We start from the raw sequence: 16461 nt of genomic DNA, 5'->3' as shown, positions 1-16461 counted from the left end.
GAAACAGAGGGCGCAGGCAAGCCGAGCGGGAGGGGGGCGTCAAGCCGCCTGGTTCATTTACAGGCGACGAAGAACCGTTCGATATCGGCCAGCGACTGCGGATGGGCGGCGTAGGTTCGCCGGGTTTCACCGTCCCAGACGGCGATCCAGCCCAAACGGCGGAAGCGCTGGAAGACAGGATCCCTGGTCTTGGCGGCCGCCTCGGCATAGGCGCCGTCGGTGATGCCGGCGTCTTCGGACACGGCCGGATAGCGTTCGGTGTCGCCGCCGGACTCGAGATGAAGCTGGCGGGCCGGCTTGTCCAACAGGGCGGCCAGGTCGAGCGCTCCCGACCCGGTCGCGCAGCGCAGCTGAAGCTTCACTTCGTCGCTGTTGGCCACGCCATAGGCCAGGCCCGCTTCCTGCGGTTCAAGACTGATATGCCAGTCGTAGTTGGCTATGGGCGCGGGCGCGCCGGCGTCCGCCATAGGCTTAGGGTTCGGCGCTTGCGGGGATGTGGCGCAGGCGGCCAATCCGGCCAAGGCAAGCGCCGGCGTCAGAGTTTTCAACAGGCGCATGATCGGGTTCCCTTATCCCGCGCAACGATCTGCGAAGCGGCGCAGCTTGGCAAGGTGGGGCCGATCCACCTTGACGGCCAGGGTCTGATCTCCGGTCATGAGGGCCATGTCGCCCGAACGGACGAAGGCCGCGAACAGGGGGTGATCTGTGCGCACAGTGGTCTCCACCCGGCCGCCCCGGCCCGCTCGCACCTCGCTGGTGGTCGTGACCTCGCCGGAGGTCAGTCGGGCGAAGCCGGGCTGGACCTGGAGGCGGCGACCACCGCCGTCGTACAGGGCCAAGTCCACGACGCCGGATCCGGGCGCGCATTGAAGGGTGGCCTTCAGGGCCGGCGTGTCAGGAAGCTCGTTGGCGAGGACCATGGGGCCCTCGCCCTCGTAAAGCGTCCAGGTCCAGGCGGACGCGGCCTGCGCCTGGGGCGGCGGCGTCTGCAAGGCGAGCGCCAGAACGGCCGATAGGATGAAGCTCATCAATCAGCCCCCGCTGATGGTCAGGCGCAAAGCGGCGCACTCCATCATGTCGTCAAGCGCGGGATGATCCGCAATAGGTAAGAAAACCTGCGATCATTCGACGTTCGTCAGCGCCGGCGCGCAAGGCGAATGCGCCGGCCTCGCCCCGAACTTGCATGAGGCCTGTCGAGACCAGGCCCGTAAGGCTGGCGTCGTGCAGGGACAGCCGCGTCTCGGCGGCGTCGCCGTCGCTGAGGGGATCGATCGGCGACGGCCCCTGCGAGGCGGCGATCAGGCGCGGCGTGTCCGGCTGGACATCGCCATAGACGACGGCGGTCGAGTCGCCCGGGCGCGGCGTGTCCGGCTGGACATCGCCATAGACGACGGCGGTCGAGTCGCCCGGCGAGCAGGTGACCATCAGGGCCAGCTGGTCAGAGTTCTCGACGCCGTACGCCAGCTTGGCCATCGCGCCCTCGTGGCTGAGATGCCAGCGCATTGCGGAGGCGGCGGCCGGCTGGGCGGCGAAGGATTCAGAGGACGGCGCCCCGGCGGCGAAGGCGACCAGGGCGATAGCGGCGGCGGCGGGGATCAGAACCTTGAACATTGTCAGTACTCGCGTCTGACGAGCAAACGCGGTTACGCATCAAGAGTTCACGGCTCTGCTTGAACGAATCGCCGTCCGTGGCACCGCAGCATCACCAGGGCCGGTCAGAACGGGCTGAACCGCTCCACCAGGCTCTGGGCCGCCGGGGTGGCCTGCATCCGGCTGATGTCGCCGCGGCCGCCGTAGGAGATCCGGGCTTCGGCGATCTGGGTGTGGTTGATCGCATTGGCCGACGAAATGTCTTCCGGCCGCACGATGCCGGCGACGGTCAGTTCGCGGACCTCGCGGTTGGTGCGCACTTCTTGCCGACCTTGGATCACCATATTGCCGTTGGCCATGACCTCGGTCACCACGGCCGCAACGGTCAGGGAGACCTTTTCGGAGCGGGACACCGAGCCCGAGCCCGACGCGTTGGTCTCGCCCTCCATGCTCACCATGCTGGCGGGGTCGAAACCGCCGGGAAGCAGGCGGCCCAGGCTGCTCTCCAGGCCGAACAGGTTCGATACCCCTGCGGAGGAGTCGTTGGAGCGCGCCCGCGTGGTCGAGTTCTGGGTCTGGGCGCTGTCGTCGATGTCGATGTTGACGGTCAGGATGTCGCCGACGCGTCGCGCCCGCTGATCGCCGAAGAAGGTGCGGGCGCCGACCCGCCACAGGCTGTTGGCGCTGGCGGGCGTGGCTTCGGTCCGCATTCCGGGAGCGGCCATATAGGCTTGTTGAGCCGGCATCAGGGCGGCGGGATAGCCGATGGGCGCCAGTTGCGGCCCGCGAACGGCCTCGACGGCGGTGGAGCAGGCGCCCAGCGAGGCGGCGACGGAGGCGACGATCAGGAGGTTGCGCATGACGAGGGTTCCCTAGCGTGCGGCGAGTTGTTGGGTGTGGACCTGGGCCGCGAGGGCGGCAGGACCAGCGACGGCCTGTCCGGGGCCGGAGGCGACGGCGTCGATGACGCGGTTGGAGCTGGTGTTCAGAACGGCGACAGGCTCGCCCACGGCGGCGTTGCGCATGGCCTTGCCCATGACGCTGAGGTTCACGCCGCCGACCTGATAGGTGACGCGCACCATGTCGTTGCGGGCGATGACCGGCTGGCCGGCGAAAACGGAGGCGGTCCGACCTGAGCCCGTGGACGTCTGGCCGGCGGCTGCGGCGCTGGTGGGCTGGACCGCGCCGGAGGATTGCCGAACGGCGATCCGACGCAGGCCGGTGGGATTGTCCCAGAGCAATCCGGCCTGACGCGCCAGAGCCTGGACCTGACTGGCTTCCAGCACGACCGAGGGGCCCACCCGTTGCGCGACCATGACATCGCCGGCGGCCCCGGCGTTTTCGAAAATGTCGCCCAGGGTGACGCGGCCGTCGTCGTCCACCGGGTTCGACTTCAGCGACACGGCTCCAGCCCAGGCGGCGCCGGAGAGTGCGCCGCTGAAGGCGAGGGCGAGAACCAGGGAGCGGCGGATCGCGATCATGGCTTAGCCCTTCACCTGAGCGGTGACCGACAACATTTCGTCGGCTGTGGAGATGACCTTGGAGTTCATCTCATAGGCGCGCTGGGCGATGATCAACGCGCTGATCTCCACCACGGAATCGACGTTCGACGCCTCGGTGTAGCCGTGCAGGATGCTGCCGAAGCCGGCGTCGCCCGGGGTGCCGATGTTGGCGGCGCCCGATGCGGCGGTCTCCAGCAGCAGATTGTCGCCGACGGCTTCAAGCCCCGCCTCGTTGAAGAAGGTAGCCAGTTCTATCTGGCCCACGGTGGTCGGCGCGGTCTGGCCGTCCTGGGTGACCTGGACCAGACCCGACTTGGAGATGGTGACATCGACCGCGTCCTGGGGGATGGTGACCGCCGGCTCCAGCGCATAGCCGTCGTCGGTGACGATCTGGCCTTCCTGGTTGACCTGCAGATTGCCGGCGCGAGTGTAGGCGATCTCGCCCGAAGGCAGGGTGATCTGGAAATAGCCCTCGCCGTCGATGGCCATGTCATAGTCGTTGCCGGTTTGGGCCGGCGTGCCCTGTTCGGTCACGCGATAGACGGCGCCGGCCTTGACGCCCGCGCCGATCTGGATGCCGGTCGGGACGACGGTGCCCTGGCTGGACGACTGAGCGCCCATCCGTTCGACGTTCTGGTAGAGCAGGTCCTGGAACTCGGCGCGCTGCTTCTTGAAGCCCACCGTGTTCATGTTGGCGATGTTGTTGGAGATGACCTCCACGTTTAGCTGTTGGGCGGCCATGCCCGAGGCTGCGGTTCTGAGCGCGCGCATTGTCCGGCTCTCCCTTAAGCGGCCTTGCCGAGGCGCTCTACGGCGCGACGGCTGAGGTCCGTGGTGTTTTCGATCATCCGCGTGATGCTTTCGTAAGCCCGGCTGATCTCGATGAGGTTGGTGATTTCGGTCAGCGAGTTGACGTTCGACGCCTCGAGCGCTCCCTGGTGGATCTGGGCGTCGTTGGCCTCGACCGGCTGAGTATTGGACCCGTTGCGATAGAGGCCGTCGCCGCCCTTCTCGAGCACGCCGAGCGTGTCGAAGCGGACGACGGACAGGCGGCCCGTGATCTGCCCGTCCTGGGTGATGGTTCCATCCGCGCCGACTGAAGGCTCGCCCAGCGCCGGGTCGAGCACGATTTCCGCGCCGCCGCCCAGTACGGCCTGACCCTGTTTGGTGGTCAAACGGCCTTCGGCATCCAGGGTGAAGGCGCCGTCACGGGTGTAGGCCTCGCCGGCTGCGCCGTCGCGGACCGTGAAGAAAGCCCCTTCGCCGGCGATGGCGAAGTCGAGCGGACGGCCGGTCTCGGACATCGAGCCCTGACCGAAGTCGCGGCCGACGCCGTTGTCCAGCACGAAGCTGGCCGAGGGGCGGATGGAGTCGTTGCGGGCGCGCTGGCCCACTTCCGTGCCGACCATCAGCTGTTCGACCTTGAATCCGGTGGTGTTCGCGTTGGCGACGTTGTTGGCCACGATGTCGAGTTCGCGGCGCAGCGTCATCTGACGAGACAATCCGATATAGGCGGCGTTTTCCACGAGAGGCGTGCTCCTTCGGAAAACCGCCTCGCAACAGCCGTGCCAACAGGGTTAATCAAGGCGGAATGCGGGTTTGCGCCCTAAGGGCCACTCCCTAGCCCGGCAAAATCTGCCGTTTGTAAACGTGGCGTTAACCAAGCCCGGTCGATCCTCCCCATGAGATTCTCCGGGGCGAGCGCACAATGAAGTTTGGCAAGAAAAAGGGCGACCCGAACGCTGAAGCCGACGCACCCGCCGCTGCGGACGGCGCCGAGGGCGAAGAGGGCGCGCCGAAGAAAAAGAAGCTGCCCATCCTGTTCATCATCGCGCCGGTCGCCTTGTTGGTCCTGGGAGGGGGCGGTGCTGCGGCCTTCTTCATGATGAAGCCCAAGCCGGCCGCTGAAGCCCATGGCGAAGAGGCTGCGGCAGGTCATGGCGAGGAAGCCGCCGCCGGCGAAGGTGAGAAAAAGGCCGAAGAGGGCGGGCACGGCAAGGACGCGAAGAAAGAAGAGGGCGGGGGGCACGGCGCACCCGCAGAGGGGGGCGAGGCCGACCCGGCCTTGGGCAAGATCGCCGAAGGGCCTGACGGCGTCACCTTCTACACCCTGCCGGACATGGTGATGAATATTCAGTCGCCCGACGGGAAGGCGACCTTCCTGAAGCTGAAACTGACCCTGGAAATGCATGACGCCGAAGTGGCGACCCAGCTCCAGTCCGAACTCCCGCGCCTACAGGACATGTTCACGGGATTCGTGCGCGAACTTCGGCCAGAGGATCTGAGCGGTTCGGCGGGCACCTATCAGCTGCGCGCCGAACTGCTGCGCCGCATCAACCTGGTCGCCGCGCCCGGCAAGGTCGACGCCGTGTTGATCGAAGAAATGCTGGTCAACTAGGCATGACCGACGCTCCGCTCGAGTCCTTCGGCGCTATGGGTGATCCCGTGGACACCCTCGCCGAACGCGTTCTGAATCAGGACGAGATCGACAGCCTGCTGGGCTTCGACCTGGGCGATGACGACGGCAGTGAGAGATCCGGCATCCGCGCCATCATCAACTCGGCGCTGGTCTCGTACGAGCGTCTGCCGATGCTCGAGATCGTGTTCGACCGGCTGGTGCGGTTGATGACGACGTCGCTGCGGAATTTCACGTCCGACAACGTCGAGGTGTCGCTGGATAACATCTCATCGATCCGGTTCGGCGATTATCTGAACTCGATCCCGCTGCCGGCCATTCTGGCGGTGTTCCGGGCCGAGGAGTTGGACAACTACGGTCTGCTGACGGTGGATTCCAACCTGATCTATTCGATCGTCGACGTGCTGCTAGGGGGGCGTCGGGGCACGGCCGCCCTGCGGATCGAAGGGCGGCCCTATACGACCATCGAACGCGTTTTGGTGCAGCGGATGGTCGAGGTCGTGCTGAACGACGCCCGTCAGGCCTTCGAGCCCCTGACGCCGGTCACCTTCAATCTCGATCGGTTGGAGACAAACCCTCGGTTCGCCGCCATCGCACGGCCGGCCAACGCCGCGATTCTGATCAAGCTTCGCATCGACATGGAAGACCGCGGCGGCCGAATCGAGCTTCTTTTGCCCTATGCGACGTTGGAACCGATCCGGAAAATGCTGCTGCAGCAGTTCATGGGCGAGAAGTTCGGCCGCGACAACATCTGGGAAGGCCACTTGGCCACCGAGCTCTGGACGACCGAGACCGAGGTGCGCGTCGTGCTGGACGAACAGATGATGTCCCTGTCCTCCGTGCTGAACCTGAAGGTCGGCGACACGATGATGTTGAATGCGACGCCGGATTCGGAAGTCTCCATTCGCGCCGGCTCGATTCCGCTGACCACCGGGCGCATGGGCCGAAAGGGCCAGCATATCGCGGTCCGCATCGAGGCGCCGGTCAATCCCGAAAACGCCGCCCGAATTAAAGGGGCTCGCTGATGGCCGGCATGATCATGGACGCCGTGCTGATGCTGCTGCTGGTCGCGGCGGTGGGCTACGGGATCAAGCTGGAACGCAAGCTGGCGACCCTGCGCGCCGGCCAGGTCGCCTTCGCCCAGGCGGTCAGCGAGTTGAACATGGCCGCCGGGCGCGCCGAGGCGGCGCTGGCGACCCTGCGCGCTTCGGGCCAGGAGACGGATCTTCTTCATGACCGCATCATCAAGGCGCGCGAGGTCAAGCAACAGCTTGAAAGCCTGATCGCCCGCGCGCCGGTTTCGGCCCCGGCCGAAGCGCCGGTCGCCGCGCGTGAGCGAGACCTGGAACTGGTGTCCAACGTCGGCGCCTCGGTTGCTTTGGTCAATGACGACGAGGAACGCGCCCGCCGCATGGCTGCGCTCGCCGATCGGATCCAGGGCATGTCCAAGCCTGCGAAGGCCCAGGATGGAGGCCGTCGGAGCCCCGCTCCGGGCGGGCGCGATAATGTCGCCGCCATCGTTCAGGCCCTGACGGCCGCCGGCTCCGCTAACCACACTGCAAAACAAAGCCTCAACGCCGCGCGTCGTAATCTCGACGACGATCTGTTCGCCGCCTGAGTCCGGAACCCTAGTCCATGGCCCGTATCCCCCGCCTTCTGCCCCTGATCGCCGTCGCCATCGGCGGCGTCGTTGCGGTGCGCGCCATCGGCGTCGCGCCGGGCCTGTTCGAGGGCGCCAAGGCCTGGGCCGAGGAAGCCGCGCCGGCCGCTGCGGGCGCGCCGCCCAAGCCGGCCCTGCCGGGCACCTGCGCCCTGTCGCCGGAACAACTGGCCCAGCAGGCCGGCATATCTCCGGCCGAACTGAAGATCATCCAGTCGCTGTCGGCGCGCCGCACCGAACTGGACGCCCGCGATCAGGACTTCGCCACCACCCTGCCGCTGATGGTCGCCGCCGAACAGAAGCTGGATGCGAAGGTCAAGGCGCTGGAGGCGCTGAAGGCCGAGATGAAACAGATGCTGGGTCAGGTCGACGAGCGCGAGAAGGCCGAGATCGACCGCCTGGTCCAGGTCTATTCCGCCATGCGGCCCAAGGAAGCCGCCCCGGTGCTGGCGACGCTGGACGATCGTGTGCGCCTGCCGGTCGCCGCCGCCATGCGCCCGCGCACCCTGGCCGCCATCATGGCCCAGATGACGCCGGCCCAGGCCAAGGAACTGACGGAGAAACTGGCCGCCCGCTTCCAGGCCCAGCAGATGGCCGCCCGCGCCGCCGCCGCCGAATCCGCGACCCCGCCGCCCGCCGCGCCGGGCGTCGCCCAGGCTCCAACAGGCCCAGCGGCGACTCCAGCCGCCACGCCGGTCGTCGCTCCCGCCACTCCGGCCCGCCAGGCGCCCCGTCCTGCGGCGCGTCGCGCAGCGCGTCCGGCCGCGACCCCCGCCGCCACGCCTCCCGCCGCCGGGCCCCAGGCCTACCAGCCGTCCGGCGGAGACAACGCCCAGCCGCGCCAGACGGTGCAGTAGGCCGCATCCGGACTCATCCCTAGTCCAACTGAACCGACAAGCTAACCATTCTAGCGGATCATCCTTTCACGCCCCGTAAGAGGGCGGATTCATGGTGGATGGTGCGACATGATCGGCGAACTTCTCTACATTGCTCACCGCCTGAGGCGGCCCCTGATCATGGGGCTGTTCGGCGCTGTCTACTGGTTTGTGGCTTTGGCCACCCAGATGGTCATAGGCCGCTGATCGGCGGTTTCGGTTGGCATACGGGCCGGGCGCGGCTATCACCGCGCCTTCCCGATATTCGAGCCGCCGAACGATCATGTCCGACACGCCCCCCGACCGCCTTTCTGTCGATCCGTCCAGCCCCTTCCACGATGCGGACGTGCTGCAACGCGGCGTCGGCATCCGCTTCAAGGGCGAGGAAAAGACCAACGTCGAGGAATATTGCGTCTCCGAGGGCTGGGTGCGCCTGGCCCTGGGCAACCGTGTGGACCGCAAGGGCAAGGCTCTTACGGTCAAATTGCAGGGTCCGGTCGAACCCTATTTCCAGAACGACTAAGTCTTTCTAGGGTCGCAGTCTTCCCCAGTCTGGAGTCTGCCGATGTCCCTTCGCCTGTTGTCCGTCAGCGCCTTTGCGCTCGGCCTTGTCGCTCTCGCGCCCCAGGCGTCGGCCCAGGACGCCGCGACCGTAGAGCGGGCCGTCGCGATCCGCGACGCGGCCCTGACGTCCAACATCGCTCTGGACTACGTCACCCAGCTGACCACCCGCTTCGGCGCCCGGCCTGCCGGGTCGAAATCTGAACAGGACGCCGCCGCCTGGGCCGCAGACTATCTGCGCGCGCACGGCTTCCAGAACGTCCGTGTCGAACAATTTCCTCTGGTCGGCTGGGAGCGGGGCGAAGGCTCCGCCGCCATCGTCGGCAAGAACGCCCAGGCCCTGGTCGCCGCCGCCCTGGGCCACTCGCCGGCCACGCCGCGCGGCGGGATCGAGGCGGACGTCGTGCGCTTCTCCAGTTTTGAAGACCTACAGGCGGCGCCTGACGCCGCCGTGCGCGGCAAGATCGTCTATGTCGACCTGGGCCAGATGCACGCTATGCAGGACGGCTCAGGCTATGGGCCCCAGACCCGCGTGCGCGGCGCCGGGCCGGGCGTGGCGGCGGCCAAGGGCGCGGCGGCCTTCGTCATGCGGTCGGTCGGCTCGGACGAGGACCGCATGCCCCACACCGGCACCACCCGCTATGTCGACGGCAAGCCCACTATTCCGTCCTTCGCCCTGTCGGCGCCGGACGCCGATCAGGTCAGCCGTCTGATCGCCCTGGGCGAACCGATGCGGATGCGCCTGACCTCGACCGCCCACACCTATGTGACCCACAGCCAGAACGTCATCGGCGACCTGCCGGGCGCCACCCGGCCGGACGAGGTCATCGTTCTGGGCTCGCATATGGACAGCTGGGACCTGGGCACTGGCGCCATCGACGACGGCGCGGGCGGGGCCATCACGGTCGCAGCGGCCAAGGCCATCGCCGACAGCGGCCGCCGCCCCGCCCGCACGATCCGGGTGATCTTCTATGGCTCCGAAGAAGTGGCCCAGCCGACGCCCGAGACCGGCAACGGCGGCGGCGTTTACGCCCGCGCCCTGGGCGCGGCGGCGGAGAAACACATCATCGCCGGCGAAAGCGATTTCGGCGCCGATCGCGTCTACGCCCTGCGACTGCCCGCCGGCGCGCAAGGGTCTGACTTCCAGAAGGCGGCGACGCGGGTGCTCTACCCGATCGGGGTTCTGGCCTCGGATCGCGTCGAGACCGACGGCGGCGTCGATATCGGCCCGCTCGGCCCGCTCGGCGTGCCCTTCTTCGGTCTGGCCCAGGACGGAACCCGCTATTTCGACCTGCACCACACCGCCAACGACACCCTGGATAAGATTGATCCGGCGCAGCTGACCCAAAACGTCGCCGCCTGGGCCGGCCTGGTCTGGCTGATCGCCGATTCCGATGTGGACTTCCGTGCTATGCGGCCCGCCGCCGCGACGCCGACGCACTGATCCGCTTGGCCCCGTGCGCCGGTCTGGCTATAGAGCCGGACCGGCTCGCGGGCGTGGCGAAACTGGTAGACGCAGCAGACTTAAAATCTGCCGGACGAAAGTCCTTGCCGGTTCGACCCCGGCCGCCCGCACCAGGCTTGTCCAGCAAGCGAAGATGATTTGCTGGTCGCCGCTCTGAATCGCGGTGGCTCGCTCGAAACAACCGTTAGGCCGGCTGCTTTTACAGCAAGATTCTTCAACGAAGCGTCTTGGAAACCAGCCCTATAGCGATGCGCCGCGGGGCTGCGTCACCGGCTGTTCGATTGTACTTCGGCGCCGGCTTAAGGTGCGTAAGTCCCTAAATAAAAACGTATAATCTTAACCGTTCAGGCGGCGAGAGACGCCCGCGCGAATACATTCTTCTGAGCCCCGGCGACATGGGCCGACGCAGCTCGGATCGAGGTCGAGGGCGGCGACGTCCGCGCCAGATTTTCGGTTGCCCAGACGTTTGCCGCTGACGCTCGCCAGGAGCGCTCGCTTCGTTTCGATATTGTCTCATTCATGGCCAAATCTGGTCCGTAGAAGCGCGTAGTGACGCGTTATGAAATGCGAAGCCCCCGTTAATGTATTCGACTGGCGTCAAGTGGTCAGGCGAAGCTCTTGTGGGCAGATATGTTTCATATCGAATGGGCGACCACATAAATATTCGGAGGCGTTCTTGAGATCCTTATACCTGACCGTTGCGCTCGCTCCACTGTTGCTGGCCGCGCCATCATTTGCGCAGACGGAAGAGCCGCCGCCGCGCCAGACCGCCTGGGAGGCCAGTCGCGCCCGGGCGAATGACGACGTTGTCGTCACGGGGGTCGCCAAGGCGCGGGATCGCCTCGACAGCGCGACATCCACCAGTTCGATCGACGACGTCGAAATCTCGAAGATCGGCGCCTATTCCATCACTGACTTGTTCCGCACCATCCCGGGCATTCGTGCTGAAGCGGGGGGCGGCGACGTCAACGGCAACTACACCATCCGGGGGCTGCCCATGGTCGGCTCGGGGGCCAAATATCTCCAGTTCCAGGAAGACGGCCTCCCCGTCATGGAGTTCGGGGATATCATGGGGGTGATCCCGGATTATTTCCTCAGATATGACCTGAGCGTCGCTCAGATCGAGTCGATCCGCGGCGGGTCCGCCTCCACCTTCGCCTCCAATGCGCCTGGAGGCGTCATCAACCTCATTTCAAACACGGGGGAGGTTGAAGGCGGGTCCTTCCAGGCCTCCGCCGGTCTGGACTACGACACCTACCGCGGCGACTTCAGCTATGGCGGTCACCTGAGCGATACACTCCGGTATCATATCGGCGGCTTCTATCGCGAGGGCGAGGGGCCACGCGAGTCCGGTTTCAAGGGCAACCAAGGCGGTCAGATCAAGGCGAATGTCACTAAGGAGTTCGACGGCGGATTCGTTCGTCTAGAAGCCAAATTCCTTGACGATGCGGTCACCTCCTACGGTCCGGCTCCACTTTTGGTGTCCGGAACCAACGATGATCCTGACTATACCAGCGTCGCGGGTTTTTCGATCAAGAGCGATACGCTGACGGCGCGCAACACGAACGTCTTCCCGCTGATCAATGGCGACAACGTGCTGAGTGAGGCCAATCTGAACGATGGAAACCGCGCGGTCGTGCGCGCCGTCGGGTTCAAGACACGCTTTAAGCTCCATGGTTGGACCATATCCGAGCATATGCGGTATTCCGACCAGTCAGGCACAGGCAACATACATTTCGGACTCGCAGCCTTCCCGGCCGCCGCAGCGCCCTTTGCTCTGGGCGGGCGTCCGGGCACGCTGTCCTACGCCAGCGGGCCGCAAGCCGGGCAGGCGATCAACCCAGCAACGGTGAACGGGAACGGGTTGCTCTCCTATTCGATGCTGGTTCGCAATGAACTCGATAGCTTTAACAACTTCACCAACGATCTGCGCGCCAGCCGTGCCTGGACCATCGGCGCCGGTGAACTGACGACGACCCTGGGCGTCTATAACGCCGAACAAGACCTGAAGATGAACCGCACCTTGATCCCGTTCTTGCAGGACGTCACGGGCGGTGGTCGGTCGGCCATGGTGAATATCTTCAATCTGAACGGCACGCCCCGCACACAGGACGGCGTTGTGAACTTCACCGGTCCAGCGGCCGCCGGCGGCAAATCGCGCACTGACGTGACCTATAGCGTCTTCGCGCCCTACGGTTCGTTGAACTATCGTTTGGGGAAACTGGCGGTCGGTGGCTCGTTGCGCTTTGATAGTGGTGACGTCAGTGGCACGACCGCCAGTAACCGCGCCACCGACGTCCAGACCATCGATGTGGACAATGACGGTGTTCTTTCTGAAGCGGAACGGACGTTCGCCTTCATTCCCTCTACGAATGCAACCCCGGTAGATTATAGTTACGACTATACGTCCTATTCCGTCAGCGCGAACTATCGCTTCTCCCAGAATTTCTCGGGCTTCACCCGATACAGTAAAGGGGCGCGGGCAGCGGCGTCGGCGATTCTGTATTCTCCCGCGATCAGCACAGTCGATGGAAGTCTGCTTGATGCCGATGCGGCCTATGACCCGGTCAAACAGGCTGAGATTGGGGCCAAGTTCCGTACCGATGGTCTGTTCGCCAACGTCACCGGCTTCTGGGCCGAGATCAATGAGACGAACCAGCAGATCCTGACGGGTACTGACGGAATCGCCCGGCCTGCGCTCGTTAAGCGCGGCTACAAGGCCATCGGCGCCGAGTTCGAGGGCGGCGTACGGCGTGGACCGTTCAGCCTCTCGGCAGGGGCGACGATCACGAGCGCCGAGATCACTGAGGCCGAAGATTCGACCTTGGTCGGCAATACGCCGCGCCGCCAGGCGGATGTGCTCTACCAACTGATGCCGCAGTACGACACCGACCTCTTCACCGTGGGCGCCAGTATTGTGGGTACGACCGAAAGCTATGCCCAGGACACGAACCAGCTGAAAATCCCGGGCTACGCCACCGTCAACGCCTTCTTGCAGGTTCGCCCGGTTGATCGCGTCGTACTGTCCCTGAACGCCAACAACCTGTTTGATGAAATGGCGATCACCTCTGTGTCGGCAGGCTCTTTGCCCGCAAGCGGCATTGTCACGGCTCAGGCCTTGCCGGGCCGGACTGTCACGGCGGCTGTGCGCTTCTACTTCTGACTTGCAGATCGAACGACTTGGGGGGGGGCGAGGTCTTGACCTCGCCCCCCTCTCGTTATTGGCCCCCGGCCATGGAGGGAGCGTCAGCCCGTCAGTCCTAAAAACCCGACGGAAGACTCCGGCTGAAGATTTTCTGTCACATCCGGCGCCTAAGAGGGCGGCGCGACGATGCCGAGCTCAGGTCTGGGCGTCGTCGTCCAGCGCCCTCAGCACGGACCCGCCATGCCCCAGATCGACCGCCGCGGCCTGTTGGCCGGTTTCGCCGCCGCCGCCGCTTTTCCCTCTCTGGCGCGGGCCCTGAGCATCGCCCCTAAGGTGCGCACCGGCACGATCCAGGACGTCGAACATGTGGTGATCCTGATGCAGGAGAACCGGTCCTTCGATCATTATTTCGGCACGATGAACGGCGTGCGGGGATTCTCGGATCCACATCCGGCCCCGGCGCCGGGCGTCGACGGCAAGGCCCGTGACGTCCTGCTTCAGCACGACGGCGGCGGCGAGGGGCCGGCCTGGCTGGCGCCCTTTCCGCTGAACACCCGCCAGACCTTCGCCCATATGCGGGTCGAGGGGACGCCGCACAGCTGGTCCGACGCCCAGGCGGCCTGGGACGAGGGGCGGATGGGACGCTGGCCCGAGGCCAAGCACGCCCATTCCATGGGCTATTACGAGCGGGCGGACATTCCCTTCCAGTACGCCATGGCCGACGCCTTCACCCTGTGCGACGCCTATTTCTGCGCGCTTCAGACCGGCACCAATCCCAACCGGGTCATGCTGTGGTCGGGCACGAATGACGGCTCGGGCGAGCGGGGCGGACCCTGTATCGGCAATTCGCACGACAGTCTGCCGCGCGACGGCGGCGACGCTGAGCCCTATCGCTGGACTACCTATGTCGAGCGGTTGCAGGCGGCGGGCGTCGACTGGCGCGTCTATCAGGACATGGCCGACAACTTCACCGACAATCCCCTGGTCGGCTTCGAGGCCTTCCAGAAGGCCGTGGCCGGCGCGCCGGGGTCCGATCCGGCCCTGGTCGAGCGCGGGCTGACCACGCGGGCGCTGGACGGCTTGAAGGCCGATGTCCTGGCCGGGCGACTGCCCCAGGTCTCCTATGTCATCGCCACCGCCAGCGGCTCGGAACACCCTGGCCCGTCCAGCCCGGCCCAGGGCGCCGATTATACGGCCCAGGTGATCGACGCCCTGACCGCCGACCCGGACGTCTGGGCGCGCACGGTACTGCTGGTCAATTTCGACGAGAACGACGGCTTCTTCGATCATGTGCCGCCGCCGGCGCCGCCGTCGCGCGACGCCCAGGGCGGCCTGCGGGGCGGCTCGACCGTCGATCTGGCGGGCGAGCACCATCTTCAGCCCGCCCGCGCCGACAAACAACTGGACCTGCCCCAGTATCGTGGGCGTCCCTACGGCTTGGGCCCACGCGTGCCCATGTATGTGCTGTCGCCCTGGAGCCGGGGCGGGAAGGTCAATTCCGAGGTGTTCGACCACACTTCGGTGATCCGCTTCCTTGAGGCGCGGTTCGGGGTGATGGAGCCCAATATCTCGCCCTGGCGGCGCGCTGTCTGTGGCGACCTGACGTCTTGCCTGGACTTCAGCGGATCTGACGCCCGGCCTGTCGCCTTGCCCGAGACCCAGGACGAGGCCGTGCGCGCCGCCGCCCTGGCCGGACGCACCACACCGCCGATCCCCGCAACGTCGTCACGGCCCGAACAGGTCGCCGGTTTCAGACCGGCCTGTCCCAGCGTCTATGCGCTGGAGTGCGAGCGTGAAATCCTGTCCGACGGCGGCGTGCGGCTGTCCTTCATCAACACCGGCGCGCGGGCGGCGGTCTTCCACGTCTATGACCGTCTGGACCTGGAGGCCGGACCCCGGCGCTATACGGTCGAGGGCGGCAAGCGGCTTCAGGACGTATGGGCGGGATCGGGCGGCGTGGATCTTCAGGTCATGGGGCCGGAGGGTTTCCATCGCCGCTTTGTCGCGTCAGGCGCCGCCCACACGATGTCTGCACGGCTGGATTGGTCGGGTCCGGCGCCTGTCTTGGTGCTGACCGGCAAGGGCGCGGCGCGGGTCGATCTCGGCCAAGGCGAACAGAGCCTCACCGTCGATGGCGAACACAGGGTTCGCATCGACGGGATGGACTCCAATCAGGCCTATGACCTGTCCGTCCAGGCCGGCGGTTGGCGCACCGAATTCGCCGGTCGGGCGCCGGCCGCGCCGTCCAAGGGCTGATCAGTCGCCCCGGCCGTTCGCGACAAAGGCGGCGATGGTCTGAAAGGACTTGCCCTGTGGGCGCATGTCCTCGCAAGCGAACGCCTTCAGCCCGCCATAGACGCCGCCCGACGGGGTGGCGTCCCAGTCGCTCTCATCGGCGTAACGGTCCGTTTCCGCGCCGTCCGGGCCATGGGTCACCGTCGAGACCGTGCGGGACTGACCGTCCGAACAGCGGATGGCGACTTCCTCGAGCTCGTGGCTCAGATCGGTCGCGTCGCCCTTGGCCGGGATGCGGGCGAAACGGACGTTTGTGACGCCGTCCGTGGCGGTAAGCGTGTCCTGATCGACGATGTAGATGATGCTGTCGCTGGCAGAAAACCGGGTCCAGGTCTCAGCCGCGACCGGCGAGGCCGCCGCCAGGATGCCGAGGCTTAAGACTGTCAGTTTGGCGATTCCGCGCATGATGATCCTCCCGTTAGGGGAGGGATTTGATACCTGTGATCGCGGGATTTCAAGTCGGTTCCAACCACGGGTTCCGGCGCCGCGACCAGGGTCAGGGGCGAGCGCGACTCGGCAGGGCGGTGATCTCGTCGGCGTTCAACGACTTGGTCACGAAGGCGCGGCATGCGCCCGACCCGAACGAAGAGCCCGGCACGATGACGCGTACAGAATCGCCGACGCAGATGTTGTCCGATCCGCCGATTGTCGGGGTCACGGCGATCGAGCTGGCGGAATCGAGATCGAAACACCCGCCGGCGGTGTTGATCAGGAAGACATCGTCGCGCAGCGAGCGGATATAGAGGTCTGTCTGTCCGTCGACGCGGAAGTTGCGGATGGCGTCGGTGCGGAAACAGCGTGCCGTCGAGGTCTGGCCTTCCGCTGCGGCCACAGTGGTCGCACCGGGCGCGCAGGCCGAAAGCCAGAGGCTGACGGCGGTGGAGGCGACCAAGGTCAAAGACAGATTCCGCATCGAACATCCCCTGCAACTGGCGTCAGTTCAAACCAACTC

General features: G+C 66.0%; 17 protein-coding genes and 1 tRNA gene. 9 read left to right on the top strand and 9 right to left on the bottom strand.

Annotated elements, in window-relative coordinates; translation table 11 throughout:
- Positions 1-53 precede the first annotated feature (53 nt).
- The 7 genes from OU998_RS13360 to flgF form a co-directional block, all read right to left on the bottom strand.
- Positions 54-557, bottom strand: a complete 504-nt coding sequence (locus OU998_RS13360; RefSeq protein WP_267514128.1) for a hypothetical protein — start codon at positions 555-557, stop codon at positions 54-56.
- 12 nt (positions 558-569) lie between these two features.
- Positions 570-1028, bottom strand: a complete 459-nt coding sequence (locus tag OU998_RS13355) for a hypothetical protein (protein WP_267514126.1) — start codon at positions 1026-1028, stop codon at positions 570-572.
- A 52-nt stretch (positions 1029-1080) separates the two neighbouring features.
- On the bottom strand, positions 1081-1611 hold the full coding sequence (locus OU998_RS13350; RefSeq protein ID WP_267514125.1) for a hypothetical protein: 531 nt from the start codon (positions 1609-1611) through the stop codon (positions 1081-1083).
- A gap of 104 nt (positions 1612-1715) precedes the next feature.
- Positions 1716-2450: a flagellar basal body L-ring protein FlgH gene (gene flgH, locus OU998_RS13345; RefSeq protein WP_267514124.1), complete on the bottom strand. Its 735-nt coding sequence runs from the start codon at positions 2448-2450 to the stop codon at positions 1716-1718.
- A 12-nt stretch (positions 2451-2462) separates the two neighbouring features.
- Positions 2463-3071, bottom strand: a complete 609-nt coding sequence (locus OU998_RS13340; protein WP_267514123.1) for a flagella basal body P-ring formation protein FlgA — start codon at positions 3069-3071, stop codon at positions 2463-2465.
- A gap of 3 nt (positions 3072-3074) precedes the next feature.
- Positions 3075-3863, bottom strand: a complete 789-nt coding sequence (gene flgG, locus OU998_RS13335; RefSeq protein ID WP_267514121.1) for a flagellar basal-body rod protein FlgG — start codon at positions 3861-3863, stop codon at positions 3075-3077.
- A 14-nt stretch (positions 3864-3877) separates the two neighbouring features.
- Positions 3878-4618 (bottom strand): flagellar basal-body rod protein FlgF, encoded by a 741-nt coding sequence (flgF, locus tag OU998_RS13330; RefSeq protein WP_267514120.1) that lies wholly within the window; start codon positions 4616-4618, stop codon positions 3878-3880.
- A 182-nt stretch (positions 4619-4800) separates the two neighbouring features.
- On the opposite strand from flgF, the gene OU998_RS13325 reads away from it, so the two are divergent.
- The 9 genes from OU998_RS13325 to OU998_RS13285 all read left to right on the top strand — a co-directional run bounded on the left by OU998_RS13325 (position 4801) and on the right by OU998_RS13285 (position 15470).
- Complete coding sequence (locus OU998_RS13325; RefSeq protein ID WP_267514118.1) at positions 4801-5490, top strand: flagellar basal body-associated FliL family protein; 690 nt, start codon at positions 4801-4803, stop codon at positions 5488-5490.
- A gap of 2 nt (positions 5491-5492) precedes the next feature.
- The gene (gene fliM, locus OU998_RS13320) at positions 5493-6533 is read left to right on the top strand and encodes a flagellar motor switch protein FliM (RefSeq protein WP_267514116.1); all 1041 of its coding nucleotides are present in this window, start codon (positions 5493-5495) and stop codon (positions 6531-6533) included.
- Positions 6533-7126, top strand: coding sequence for a DUF6468 domain-containing protein (locus OU998_RS13315; protein WP_267514115.1), 594 nt, complete (start codon positions 6533-6535; stop codon positions 7124-7126). Before fliM ends, OU998_RS13315 begins: the two co-directional genes overlap by 1 nt.
- A gap of 17 nt (positions 7127-7143) precedes the next feature.
- Positions 7144-8025, top strand: a complete 882-nt coding sequence (locus OU998_RS13310) for a MotE family protein (protein ID WP_267514113.1) — start codon at positions 7144-7146, stop codon at positions 8023-8025.
- 301 nt (positions 8026-8326) lie between these two features.
- Positions 8327-8566 carry a DUF3297 family protein gene (locus OU998_RS13305; protein WP_267514112.1) on the top strand — a complete coding sequence of 80 codons (240 nt, stop codon included), beginning with the start codon at positions 8327-8329 and terminating at the stop codon, positions 8564-8566.
- A gap of 42 nt (positions 8567-8608) precedes the next feature.
- Complete coding sequence (locus OU998_RS13300) at positions 8609-10048, top strand: M20/M25/M40 family metallo-hydrolase (RefSeq protein WP_267514111.1); 1440 nt, start codon at positions 8609-8611, stop codon at positions 10046-10048.
- A 47-nt stretch (positions 10049-10095) separates the two neighbouring features.
- Positions 10096-10182, top strand: a tRNA-Leu gene (locus OU998_RS13295).
- A 563-nt stretch (positions 10183-10745) separates the two neighbouring features.
- Positions 10746-13232, top strand: coding sequence for a TonB-dependent receptor domain-containing protein (locus OU998_RS13290; RefSeq protein ID WP_267514110.1), 2487 nt, complete (start codon positions 10746-10748; stop codon positions 13230-13232).
- Between the two features lie 222 nt (positions 13233-13454).
- The gene (locus OU998_RS13285; RefSeq protein ID WP_267514109.1) at positions 13455-15470 is read left to right on the top strand and encodes a phosphocholine-specific phospholipase C; all 2016 of its coding nucleotides are present in this window, start codon (positions 13455-13457) and stop codon (positions 15468-15470) included.
- Here OU998_RS13285 and OU998_RS13280 read toward each other — a convergent pair whose 3' ends face one another.
- Together OU998_RS13280 and OU998_RS13275 are read right to left on the bottom strand one after the other, a co-directional pair.
- Complete coding sequence (locus tag OU998_RS13280; protein ID WP_267514108.1) at positions 15471-15914, bottom strand: hypothetical protein; 444 nt, start codon at positions 15912-15914, stop codon at positions 15471-15473.
- 91 nt (positions 15915-16005) lie between these two features.
- Positions 16006-16422, bottom strand: a complete 417-nt coding sequence (locus tag OU998_RS13275) for a DUF6491 family protein (RefSeq protein WP_267514107.1) — start codon at positions 16420-16422, stop codon at positions 16006-16008.
- Positions 16423-16461: the final 39 nt, after the last annotated feature.

The organism is Brevundimonas sp. SL130 (assembly GCF_026625805.1).
Classification (GTDB): Bacteria; Pseudomonadota; Alphaproteobacteria; order Caulobacterales; family Caulobacteraceae; genus Brevundimonas.
This window is presented reverse-complemented; position numbering and strand designations above follow the sequence as displayed.